Source organism: Brevibacillus sp. FSL K6-6036, from assembly GCF_037964015.1.
In the GTDB taxonomy this organism is placed as follows: domain Bacteria; phylum Bacillota; class Bacilli; order Brevibacillales; family Brevibacillaceae; genus Brevibacillus; species Brevibacillus borstelensis.
In genome coordinates, this window is record NZ_CP150173.1 from 2,421,358 (window position 1) to 2,432,838 (window position 11,481).

Below are 11,481 nucleotides of genomic sequence, written 5' to 3' on the forward strand. Positions count from 1 at the left end.
GGAGAGAAGAAGTTATGCAAACGATCCGGAATATTTACTGTGTAGGACGCAACTACAAGCTTCATGCGGCAGAGCTGGGAAACGAGGTCCCAACGGCCCCGATGCTTTTCGGCAAGCCGACTCATGCCCTGGTTGAGGCGAATGGACAAGAGATCGAGCTTCCGGGGAATCGCGGTGAACTGCATTACGAAGCCGAGCTCGTGATCCATATTGCCAGACCTTTTGCCGAAGGGGCGAAGCTGGAGGACATCGTCGACAAAATGGCATTGGGCATCGATTTTACACTGCGCGATGTTCAGAGCGAGCTGAAGAAAAAGGGATATCCCTGGATGCTGGCAAAAGGCTTTCCGAATTCTGCTGTCGTCACTGCTTTTCGGCCGTTCCCAGGTTTGCAAGCGTGCCTGGAAACGGATTTCACACTCGTCAAGAACGGCGAACAGGCACAGCGGGGGAATATCGGCGATGTCATCTTCGATTTGATGACCATTATCCGCTATACAAATGAACACTTCGGCTTGGACCAGGGAGATATTATTTATACAGGCACTCCTGCCGGTGTCGCAGCTACGAAAAACGGCGATCATTTTAGCTTCCTGTGGGGATCGGAAAACTGGGGAGAATTTACTGCAAGACTCGTCTAACTCCGCATAATGAAAGCCATCTTCTGACACTATCAGGCAGAAGATGGCTTTTTTGCGCTTGGCCTCGCGTATTTTTTGCTATCTAGGCCCAGGGAACTAAAAGGCATTCATGGCAATGTTTGAGACTCTTTTTTCGTGTAGGGCCAAGTTACCAAAAAACGCATTGGTAAATTTTACGGTCTTATCCTCCCGTTTCCTCCTGCGGTAACCTGTGCTTGTACCCGATTGAGGGATCACAACATGACAAGGAGGAAAAGAGAGTGACGAAAAGAGATTGGGTGATGAAATCGACTATCGCCGTCATGCTGAGTACGTCCCTGTTAATGGGTGGTCAAGTTGGACAAGCGGCCGCTTATTCGCAAGATTCCGGGAAGTCTGAACAAATCGTGAGCTTGACCAAATCGCTGCTGGGCAAAGATTACAAATTTGGTGCCGAAGGGCCGAACAGCTTCGGTTCAGCGGGATTGGCCACGTATGTATACGGCAAAGCAGGAATCAAAATTGATGATACGATCTCTGAATTGTATCGCGGCGGGACCAAAGTAAGCCGGACAAGCGTTAAAGCCGGGGATCTCGTATTCTTCTCCTCCAATGGGAAAGGCAATCCTTCCTTCATGGGGATTTATGTGGGGAACGATCAATTTATCTACTCTTCGCAGAGCCAAGATGAAGTAGTGGTGAAAAAATACTCCGCATATGAAAAGAAATTCTTGGGCGCCAGACGGTATGTAAAAGAAGAGTCTGCTTCAAAGCCAAGTACGCCCGACAATGGCTCGGAAGCTACCGCTATTGCCAACCAGGTAATTAAAAACGGTGAGAAATACATGGGTACACCGTACAAATTCGGCTCTAGCAAAAACACGACCAAAACGTTTGACTGCTCGTCGTTTACCCAACGTGTGTTTAAAGAAGCGGGAATTACGCTGCCACGCGATTCTCGCCAGCAATCCACAGTAGGGAAAAGCGTATCTTTGAAAAACGTGAAAAAAGGCGATCTGATTTTCATGAAAGCATCCGTCAACACATCGTCTGACCGGATCACGCATGTCGCCATTTATGCAGGGAACGGAAAAATTTTGCATACGTACGGTAAGCCTGGGGTTACATACTCGAAGTTCGATGGTACGAACTGGGAACGCCGTGTGGTAAAAGTAAAGCGCGTCATTCCTGAATAAAAAATCCGCGTATCCGCAAAGATACAGGCTCTCATGCTTTATGCGTGGGAGTCTTTTTTTCTTCGCTTTTGCAGACTTTCTCTCCATGTTGTTTCTATATTAACTAGGACGAAAGCGGAGTGCTTTTGTTACAATAGATAGGTTGACAAATGATGGAAGGTTTTTGTTTGCAAGAACAGGAGGTGTGTATTAGCGATGAAGATTCGTTACATGCTGGTTCTGGCGATTGTCGCTTTGTCTACTTATTTAGCAGTAGGGACAGGCAGTCAAAAGGAGAACGTAAACGAGATGATAGCCAAACCGGAGGTCCGGTATCTGGCCCCGGATTTTCAAGGGATGTCCTTGCATGGAGAAGAGATGTCGCTTGCAGAGCAGAGGGGCAAACCTGTTTTTCTGAATTTCTGGGCCAGCTGGTGCCCGCCTTGCCAAGCAGAGATGCCCGATTTGACTTCCTTGCATAAAACGTATGGGGATCAAGTTTCCTTTATAGGGATCAACACGACCTACAATGATTCGGAGGAGGCGGCACGGGATTTTGTTAAGCTATACCAGGTAGACTATCCCATCGTCACAGATCCCAAGGGAGAAATCAGCAAAGAGTACCAGATCATCGCCATGCCTACGAGTTTTGTCCTAGATGCGGACGGCAGGATTGTGTACAAAAAAATGGGTCCGGTGACGATCGAAGAATTTGAACGGGTTGTACAACCCCTGCTGAAGAAAGGAAATCCGTAATGCTGGAACCGGGGGCAATGCTGTCAATCGGTCCGTTGCACTTCTCAGCCAGCGTCCTGTCTGTCGTCCTAGCACTCCTTCTCTATGGATTTTGGATCAAACGAGTCGAAGAGAAGCTGGAAGGGGTTCAGTCGTTTTTGCAGGCAGGCAGCAACGCATTATTGGCTGGGCTTCTTTTGTACAAGCTGTGGCCAGTGTTGGAAGCCGGAAAAGCGGTGTGGCTGCAGCCCTCCCGATGGCTGCTGTACAGTGGCGGAGCGTACGGTCTGGAAGCTGCCGCAGTCGGCGGGTTGCTGGTTTTCGCTCTGCAAGCCTTTCGAGGAAAATGGCCATTAGAGAGAACGATCGAATGGACACTCAGTGCTTTTGCCTTTCTGGCTGCGGTGTATTCGATTGTTGTCAAGCAGTACGGGGTGGAGACCGAAGGCTGGGGATGGGTACTGAATGGAAGCTACTACCTCCCTGTTAATGCCCTGCATGCAGGAGTGATGGTGCTCCTGATTGCCATGCTAACCTTTTCGCGTTCGCGAGCGCATTTTGTCCGCAGAGAACGGATCGGTCTGCTGCTGATGGGCATAGGGTTGTGGGCTATCCTATACGTTGCGCTCACCCCAAGCGAAAGCATACAGACAGGCTGGCGGTCATATCGTGAGGAAATGGGGCTTGCGTCTGTTTATGCAGGCGCCTGGATCCTGCTCAGACGCAGGAGCTAGGAATCCAAAATTTCTGAAAAAGGAAAAATTGAAAATTTGGAGAATCTTCCTATTATACCTGATGAAAATGGGGGAATGTACATGCAGCTACAGATGCCGGAGCGCTACAATTTTGCCGCACAGGTAGACCAATGGGCCGATCGTGATCCCGAAAGACGGGCTGTCTGGGAATTAAGTGACGATGGGACAGAAAGAATTCTCACGTACCAAGAACTGCGCCGCTATTCCAATCGCGTTGCCAATGGTCTTCAATCATTGGGGATTGAAGCAGGAGATAAAGTGCTCGTGCTGGTTCCGAGAGGGATCGAAGCTTATGCCATTTACTTGGGTCTGATGAAGCTGGGAGCAGTCGTCATGCCAGGATCAGAGATGCTTCGCAGCAAAGATATTGAGTACCGTGCGATTCATGCCGAAGCAAAGGCGATTATCAGTTTCGATGCCGTCCTGTCCGAAGTAGACATGATCCGTCAAAACTGTCCGTCGCTTTCGCGCTTTGTCACAATTGGTCAGAGCTGCGAGGGCTGGATCGCCTTGCAGGAGCTGTTGGCTGAACAATCTGACGAATTTTCCTGTGCGGATACTCGTTCGGATGATCTGGCCTTTCTCTCTTACACATCCGGTACGACCGGCGGACCGAAGGGAGTCATGCATGTTCACGGTTGGCCTTTTGCACATCTGGCTGTAGCAGCCAAGCTTTGGCTGGACGTACGGGAAGGCGATCTCGTCTGGGCAACAGCGGGACCTGGTTGGGCAAAGTGGGTGTGGAGCCCCTTTGTGGCAACACTGGGAATGGGAGCGACAGCGTTCGTTTACAAGGGACGTTTTGATCCCGAGGTGTATCTGGCCCACCTCCAAGCGTACCCGATCACGGTACTGTGTGCGACCCCGACGGAGTACCGCCTGATGGCCAAAGTATCGGGCCTGGAGAACTACTCCCTGCAAGCGCTTCGCAGTGCGTGTTCCGCTGGCGAGCCGCTGAACCGGGAAGTGATCGATACGTTCCGCCGTGTGTTCGGCCTCACCGTGCGAGATGGATACGGACAGACGGAAAATACGCTTTTGGTCGGAACATTCGTAGGCATGGAGCCAAAGCCGGGTTCGATGGGCAGACCATCTCCTGTCGTCCGTGTCGCAATTATCGACGAAGAGGGCAACGAGCTGCCGCAGGGCGAGGTAGGCGACATCGCGATTGACCGTGAGATGATTGCGCTGTTCCGCGGCTACCTGAACGATCCGGAGCGTACGGCCAGGGCCTTCCGCGGCAACTGGTATGTTACCGGCGACCAAGGGCGGATGGATGAAGAGGGATACATCTGGTTTGAGGGACGTGCAGACGATATTATCATTTCCGGCGGCTACACGATCGGTCCATTTGAGGTGGAGGATGCGCTGGTCAAGCACGCGGCAGTCGCGGAATGTGCGGCCGTAGCCAGCCCTGATCCTGAGCGCGGACAAGTGGTCAAAGCCTTTGTCGTCCTGAAAAAAGGAATCGAGCCTTCCGATGACTTGGTGAAAGAGCTTCAGGATCATGTGAAAAAAATGACCGCTCCCTACAAATACCCGCGAAAAATAGAATTTGTCACCGACCTGCCGAAGACAACCTCAGGAAAGATCCGACGGGTGGAGCTGCGGCTTAAGGAAAGACAAAAAGAGCAACACCGCTCATAAATTCGATCAAACCCGGCTGCATGAAGCCGGGGCTTTTTTTGTTTAGTGACACCGTCCGTTGAAACATTACGGAAATGTAAGGAATGTGTAAGTGGATTCGATGGGAAGAACCCCTCTTCATTCGTATGATAAGGATAGATACGATAGAAGGGGTGATTCCAGATGAACCATGTTACCCTCACGACCAACGAGATCAATCCGCTTCCACGCGTTGAAACTAAGCGAATTCGCCCAGTGGGCAATTGGAAAAAATGGATAGCGGTTCTGTCGCTATGCATTATTTGCTTGACTTACCTGGTCCCGTCCCTCATGACGACTGCAGGCAGCGCCTGGATCGATGACAGCCGATTGCAAGCTTTGAAAGACAGCTCGTCCGGGTACATTCCGATAGAAGAAATGCCGGAACATCTGTGGAAGGCATTCGTCGCCATCGAGGATCATCGGTTTATGCAGCACGGCGGGGTAGACCCGGCTGCATTGGCCCGGGCTGTATGGATTGATCTCCAGGAGGGGGCCTATGTCCAAGGCGGGAGCACTATTACCATGCAACTGGCCCGCAACCTGTTTTTGACCCAGGATAAAACGATGTGGCGCAAAATGAAAGAGATGGCGATCGCGATGGAGCTGGAGCGCCGTTACACAAAGCAAGAGATTTTGGAGATGTATTTGAATGTCATCTACTTTGGACACGGCCAGTACGGAATCGGAAATGCGGCACAGTTTTACTTTGGGAAAGGAAATTCGCAAGCGATCGATACGTTGACGGTCGGCGAATCCGCCATACTCGCATCGCTGCCGAAAGCGCCCGAGGCTTACTCGCCTGTCAAGCACAGCGAAAAGGCGATGGCAAGACAGCATCTGGTGCTGGAGAGAATGACAGAGTTGAAGATTCTGTCACAGCAGGAAAAGGAAAAAGCCCTCGCGGAAAAGATTCAGGTGAGGCAGCCTTAAAAAAGCCAGAGTACTCTAAAAGACGTCAAAAGGCGAGTCTGTCGGCTTGCGACATTCTAATTGATAAGAATCACATGCAGCCGATCGGTTTTTTAAAGAGCCGATCGGCTTTTTTGCAAACTGGTCCGATCCTTCATTATTGACTGGTCATTACGTCGTTCGATTGACTGCTTTGCTCAGAGCGTCCTCCAGCACATGGGCGTACTGCATGGTCGTCTCGATCTTGGAATGACCCAGTTGAGCTTGAAGCTGGTGGGCGTCAGGATTGAGCCGCAAAAATTGGGTCGCAAAGCTGTGGCGCAGCTTATGGACAGACAGATCGGGAATGCCAAATGCCTGCGCATATTTTTTCACCAGCTTCTGCACAGTACGGACCTCAATCCGATGTCCATGGGGCTTGGCAGGAGAGACAGCCAAAAAAAGGGCTTGTTCCTTCTCGTCCGGTTTATAGGTATGGCGTACTGCCAGATACCGCTGCAAATACGCTTTTCCCCAGTCACTGAAGAAAGGGGCATCCTCTTTTTTTCCTTTTCGCACCATCTTTAATTGGTTTTTCTCCAGTACGACGTCAGACAAATCCAGATTGACGATTTCTGAGACGCGGAAGCCGCCGGAGAGTATCAATGCGATCAAGGCCGTATCCCGATCACGGTTTTGGCGGTAGTACTGCAGTTTTTTTGTGGTGTCGCAGTGGGCTTGGTACCCGTTCTGGACGAAATCGACAAACTGGTGAATCTCATCGTCAATCAGGATTTTTGCACGGATGGCATGGGCGCGCGCAAGCGGTGTCGCTTCGACAAAGTCCAATTCGATTTTGGCCATGACATTGCGGGAAAGGTAAGACTCTCCATTCTCGTCCTCCGCGAGTGCGGACAGATACGTAAACAGGGACTTGAGACTCGAGATTTTACGGTGGATGGTCCGGTCGCTGTATTCACGCTTGGCGCTGCGCGTCGGCTTCTGCAAAAGGCCAGCCCGCTCAAACAAATGCGATTCCTGCAGATAGAGCATATAGCTTTCCACGGTTTCCTTCTTTAAATCGTTCAAGGTCTCCAAGGGGATGTCTTTCATTTCTTTGGCAGTCGTCAAGCCTTCAGCCATCAACCAGCGAAAGAAAAAGGAAAAATCCCGCAGGTATCCAACCAAGGTGGACGGAGAACTTTTCTTGCTCTTTTTATGCTCGACGAATTTTTCCACGTACCAGGGGAACTCGGGAATCAGCTGCAGCAATTGTATGGAATCTCGTTTTTTTATGACAGACATCAAACCGTCCTCCCTTTATGTCGCAATGAATAAAACAGGATCGTTCCCGAACATACATTCTATCAAAAAAGCAGGTTGATGGGAATTTTTGTTCCTATTTCGAGCAGGAGCATAAAGAAATGACGAATAGATGCTGCTGTGAGATAGTAACGGAATCAAGAAGTTGGTTGATTGTAAAAAAAGAGAGGAGTAGATGAACGACGAGCGGAAGCGGCTGATGGAAGAAGAGCAAAACGATTTGCGGATGCCGAGACAGATGGCAGGGAGGAAAGAGACCGGACGAGACGCGTACGGGTTTCCGAAATTGTATCTGAAGGAGGGATGACGGAAGGAGTGGCGAGGACTTGAGCACGGTTAAAAAGCGACTCGTGAACCCTTGAATTTAAGGACGGCAGAGAGAAGATAAACGGCACAGGTGAGCGCAAACCACTCCACATTGGATGCGACCCAGAGGTAAACGCTTAACGGCAGGGACCAAACAAAAGCAATCAGGATCAGCGGCGCCGGCACAAATGATGTGATCAAGGCAAAACAAGCGGGCAGCAAAATCAATAGAAAGAGCAAGAAATCAAGGCCTCTGAAGGCATCGCCAAAGATGAACTGGCAAGAAATTGCCAAAGCTGTCGCTGACCCGGCTATTCCGGTCAAAAGCCCGCCGGCAGACCACCAGTTGTTCAACATGTGAATCTACTCCTTCGGAAATAGGAATCCGCTTTACGCTTTGATTGATGTCAACATATGGCGATTATTGCAATGTTGAATGATAAAACGGATAAAAGCTTGCGTTTCTTTCGCTCGACGCCAACGGGAGACAAGGCCGATTTTCCTCTTTTCCCCTTGTCTGATCTGGAGTGCATCCGTCAGTATGGAATGCCAATGGGCAGGCAGAGTGTGAAGGGCGTATTGGGTTGCCTGCACTTTTGAACCGATTTCTTTGCACTCCAATGTATACAAAATCCTGCTGAGCGTACATACCGCATCCGCCAGCAATTCATCGACAAGATAAAGGGCTGCGTACTCTGCGCGTTTGTTCCAGTAAACGTTCAAATTAATGTTCATCGCATCCACGACGTTATCCCAGCCGATGGACAGTTCAAGCTCGGCAGGTTCAGGGCCGTAAACGGGGATGCCATGATGCTTGACGGTCCACCAGGTTACAGCGTTTATATCCCAATAGCCCTGCCGGACTTTTCCGTCGGCGACGTAAATATATGAAGGGATTTGCTGGTTGGTTTTGCCCAGATGCTCTGCCGACAAGTACATGCCGTCCATCCTTTTCGCCAGCGGATTGGTTCTTTGCAGTCTTTTATGGATGTTTTGTATGCTTGTGAGATCCTCACGCGTCGGTTCATTTTGAAAAACCGTCAGAAAATCAATATCGCTTTTTCCGGAAGCAAAGGCTCCCAAGGCAATGGAGCCATAGACATATATTCCGGACAGGTGATCTGAAAATGCAGACTGGGCCTGCTCTTTATAGCTTTCCATTAGCAGTTGGACCTCATCTGGAACACTCACCGACTGCATGTGCAGATCACCGCCTTGCTGCTTATTGTTTTAAACGTACCATAATTTGCCTTTTGTTCACAAGACTTCTACATCAAAGCTTGTGCTGATAATAAAAGACGAAGCATCCCCAGCTTCCGATATGGACCATTGTCAGCATTGCCAGAATGAAGGTGATCGAGCTAACGGCGTTCAGCAGGACCAGCACAAAGAAGAGGTAAATCGCAGCCAGGGTGACGAACCAGGAAGCAGCTCTCGCCTTCGTTCGGATCAAGTGGTGGCGCTCATCCAGTGCCCGTTTTTTCTTTGCGAAGTGGTTCCCCAAATACAAGCTCAACAGCCCCAATAGCATCCCGCCAAACAGCCCTGCATACGTACCGATTGTTTCAGTCATATGTTTTCATCTCCCTCAAAAATGAATAAATCTTCAATGGCGCATTCAAACGCTTGCGCCAGCTTGTGTCCGAGGACCAGAGAGGCATTGTACTTGCCGTTTTCCAAAGAAATAATGGTTTGTCTCGAGACGCCAACGATTTCCGACAAGTATTCCTGCGACCAGCCTTTGGCCAAACGTTTTTCCCTTATCCGGTTTTTCATGGTTCACATCCTTTCTGTAAAGCCTGCTTTACGTAAAGTTTACTTTACATATATGTCAAGTGTGCTTTACATTGTGGGCAGAAGAAAAGAGAAACCATTGGACTTTCGGGGTGAGCGCACCCAAATGTGCTCTTTCATGTGAAAGCCTGAGCGTTCTCTGCTAAAATAAGACATTAGAGCTTTCAAACAGGGTGATTATCTCTTGCGCAGCGGAGGAATCGGGATGAAACGCATCTGGATGAAGCTCGCTCTAGCCTTCATGGCCGTAGGGGCGAGCGGTATTCTCATCTCTGCCTTGCTCTCGATCAAAGAAATGGATATTCATTTTTCCATGTATGTGAACGAAGCAAGACAACTGGAACGTCAGGACGTTCTGGAGGTGGCCCGCAGGGCATATGAGGCCGAAAATCGTTGGGGAGAGCGTGCGTTTTCCCAGATGGATGCGATTGCCAAAGTGCTCGGCCTGCGAATCGTGCTACAGGACCAGAATCAGAGTCGGATTGGACAATTCGGCGATGAGTCTGCGGTGCGTGGCTCTGGATACACCAAGCTGCCGGTTGCTGTCGATGGCCAAACGGTCGGTTACTTGACCATCAGTCATCATGAAAAAGCTCCGTCTCATTCTGTTGAGACACATTTTCAAAGGGCCCATACGAACGCGTTGTTGTGGACGATGCTGATCCTGATTGTCGTCGTTATCGTGGTCAGCATTGGTATTGCCAAAAACATGGTAAAGCCGATCGTACGGATTAGTGATGCCTCGATAGCTGTATCGAGAGGAGACCGGTCAGTGCGCGTACCGGGCACGTCCGGCAAGGATGAGCTAGCCGGGTTGGTCGACAGATTCAATCATCTGATTGAGAGCCTTGAACATCAAGAGCAGCTGCGCAAGCGTTTGACGTCAGATATTTCTCACGAATTGCGGACGCCCCTTAACACTTTGCTCGCACAGACAGAGGGAATGATTGACGGGGTATGGGAAGCGTCGCCGGAGCATCTGGAGGCGACGCGAGCAGAGGTGCTGCGTTTAATCCGGTTGGTCAGCGATCTGGATGAAGTCATTCAGGCAGAATCAGGAACGCTCAAAATCAATCAGGACATGGTGGACATAAGCAAGATTGCAGAGCTGACTGCGGACGCCATGAGTGCCGCCCTGGCGCAAAAAAACATCGTGCTCAAAAAGCAGCTAGAAGGTGAAGCGATGGTGCTTGGGGACCGCCATCGGCTTGCCCAAGTGTTCACCAATCTGCTATCCAATGCCTGGAAGCATACAGCCCCTCATGGAGAGATCCGGTTGACTGTAAAAAAGGAACGGGATCGAATCGTTGCGGTTGTATCGGACAATGGAAGCGGCATCGCTGCCGAAGACCTTCCCCATATCTTTGACCGTTTTTACCGGGGGGATCGCTCCCGAAACCGGGAACGCGGCGGGGCGGGTCTTGGACTCACGATTGCCAAAGGGCTGGTGGAAGCCCATGATGGCCAGATCAGTATCCGGAGTGCAGAAGGAATCGGAACGTCCGTCACGATGCTTTTCCCGGCAGCCGGGCAACGGAATTCGGTGGATTGAGGCGACGAGCAGCAGAGAGAAAAAGGGAAGAAGGAGAAGATAAAATGGCTACTTGGAACTTATCGCGTACCCGGAAGCACGTACTCTTGTGCAATGGGGGAAGCTGCACCCGGGCAGGTGCAGAAGAAGTAACGAAGGCATTCCGCTCAGCGATCAAGGAAGCGGGACTGGATGATCTGGTACATACGACAAAAACGTACTGCAATGGGCGATGTGAAGATTCATGCGTTCTGATCGTATATCCGGAAGGAACGTGGTACCGGAATGTAACCCCGCAGCTTGCCGAAGAAATTGTTCAAAAGCATATGGCCAATGGCCAGCCGCTTGAGGCAAGCATCTCGCACCAATGGAGCCCTGACGGATTTGAACGGTCAGCCGATGCTCCCGTGGGACGATTCAAATCGGAAAAGAATGCAGAGTAGGACCGAGTACAGGCCACAGCATAAGATGCTGCGGCTTTTTTGTTTTTGCAAAGAATGAGAACAAAAAGGCTAGGCTATAGATACCTGTAGAACCACAGGAAAAGGGCTAAATGACCTGAAAAAAGGGGAGTGTAAAGAAAAAGCCGAGACAAGGGCGAAGAGAATGTGACCGCTTACAATATGTCTATGTCATATGGACGTTTTTGAAATAAAATGATAATATGAGTAAAGAAACGCTATTAT

At 50.2% G+C, this 11,481-nt stretch carries 14 protein-coding genes; 9 read left to right on the forward strand and 5 right to left on the reverse strand.

What is annotated here, in order from left to right:
- Window positions 1–14: 14 nt before the first annotated feature.
- The 6 genes from NST37_RS12135 (at window position 15) to NST37_RS12160 (ending at window position 5,883) form a co-directional block, all read left to right on the forward strand.
- Window positions 15–641 (forward strand): fumarylacetoacetate hydrolase family protein, encoded by a 627-nt coding sequence (locus tag NST37_RS12135; protein WP_003386938.1) that lies wholly within the window; start codon window positions 15–17, stop codon window positions 639–641.
- A 260-nt stretch (window positions 642–901) separates the two neighbouring features.
- A complete protein-coding gene (locus tag NST37_RS12140; protein ID WP_003386936.1) occupies window positions 902–1,816 on the forward strand; it encodes a C40 family peptidase in 915 nt (304 codons plus the stop codon).
- A gap of 195 nt (window positions 1,817–2,011) precedes the next feature.
- Window positions 2,012–2,551 carry a TlpA disulfide reductase family protein gene (locus NST37_RS12145; protein WP_003386935.1) on the forward strand — a complete coding sequence of 180 codons (540 nt, stop codon included), beginning with the start codon at window positions 2,012–2,014 and terminating at the stop codon, window positions 2,549–2,551.
- Entirely contained in the window at window positions 2,551–3,264 is a 714-nt protein-coding gene (locus NST37_RS12150) for a hypothetical protein (RefSeq protein ID WP_039071131.1), read from the forward strand. Before NST37_RS12145 ends, NST37_RS12150 begins: the two co-directional genes overlap by 1 nt.
- Before the next feature lie 81 nt (window positions 3,265–3,345).
- Window positions 3,346–4,932 carry an acyl--CoA ligase gene (locus NST37_RS12155; RefSeq protein ID WP_003386933.1) on the forward strand — a complete coding sequence of 529 codons (1,587 nt, stop codon included), beginning with the start codon at window positions 3,346–3,348 and terminating at the stop codon, window positions 4,930–4,932.
- A 162-nt stretch (window positions 4,933–5,094) separates the two neighbouring features.
- Window positions 5,095–5,883, forward strand: coding sequence for a transglycosylase domain-containing protein (locus NST37_RS12160; RefSeq protein WP_003386932.1), 789 nt, complete (start codon window positions 5,095–5,097; stop codon window positions 5,881–5,883).
- A 150-nt stretch (window positions 5,884–6,033) separates the two neighbouring features.
- On the opposite strand, the gene xerS is transcribed toward NST37_RS12160, so the two are convergent.
- Entirely contained in the window at window positions 6,034–7,146 is a 1,113-nt protein-coding gene (xerS, locus tag NST37_RS12165) for a tyrosine recombinase XerS (RefSeq protein ID WP_003386931.1), read from the reverse strand.
- A gap of 193 nt (window positions 7,147–7,339) precedes the next feature.
- Here xerS and NST37_RS12170 point away from each other — a divergent pair, with 193 nt between their 5' ends.
- Window positions 7,340–7,471 (forward strand): hypothetical protein, encoded by a 132-nt coding sequence (locus NST37_RS12170; protein WP_264484516.1) that lies wholly within the window; start codon window positions 7,340–7,342, stop codon window positions 7,469–7,471.
- Between the two features lie 29 nt (window positions 7,472–7,500).
- Here NST37_RS12170 and NST37_RS12175 read toward each other — a convergent pair whose 3' ends face one another.
- From NST37_RS12175 to NST37_RS12190, 4 genes are all read right to left on the reverse strand, one after another.
- Window positions 7,501–7,827 carry a hypothetical protein gene (locus NST37_RS12175; RefSeq protein WP_003386930.1) on the reverse strand — a complete coding sequence of 109 codons (327 nt, stop codon included), beginning with the start codon at window positions 7,825–7,827 and terminating at the stop codon, window positions 7,501–7,503.
- Window positions 7,828–7,860: 33 nt separating this feature from the next.
- Window positions 7,861–8,631 (reverse strand): aminoglycoside adenylyltransferase domain-containing protein, encoded by a 771-nt coding sequence (locus NST37_RS12180; protein WP_051925611.1) that lies wholly within the window; start codon window positions 8,629–8,631, stop codon window positions 7,861–7,863.
- Between the two features lie 112 nt (window positions 8,632–8,743).
- Complete coding sequence (locus NST37_RS12185) at window positions 8,744–9,043, reverse strand: hypothetical protein (RefSeq protein WP_327956095.1); 300 nt, start codon at window positions 9,041–9,043, stop codon at window positions 8,744–8,746.
- The gene (locus NST37_RS12190; protein ID WP_003386927.1) at window positions 9,040–9,246 is read right to left on the reverse strand and encodes a helix-turn-helix transcriptional regulator; all 207 of its coding nucleotides are present in this window, start codon (window positions 9,244–9,246) and stop codon (window positions 9,040–9,042) included. Before NST37_RS12190 ends, NST37_RS12185 begins: the two co-directional genes overlap by 4 nt.
- A gap of 223 nt (window positions 9,247–9,469) precedes the next feature.
- On the opposite strand from NST37_RS12190, the gene NST37_RS12195 reads away from it, so the two are divergent.
- A complete protein-coding gene (locus tag NST37_RS12195) occupies window positions 9,470–10,816 on the forward strand; it encodes an ATP-binding protein (protein WP_031933310.1) in 1,347 nt (448 codons plus the stop codon).
- 44 nt (window positions 10,817–10,860) lie between these two features.
- Entirely contained in the window at window positions 10,861–11,238 is a 378-nt protein-coding gene (locus tag NST37_RS12200; protein ID WP_024984335.1) for a (2Fe-2S) ferredoxin domain-containing protein, read from the forward strand.
- Window positions 11,239–11,481 lie beyond the last annotated feature (243 nt).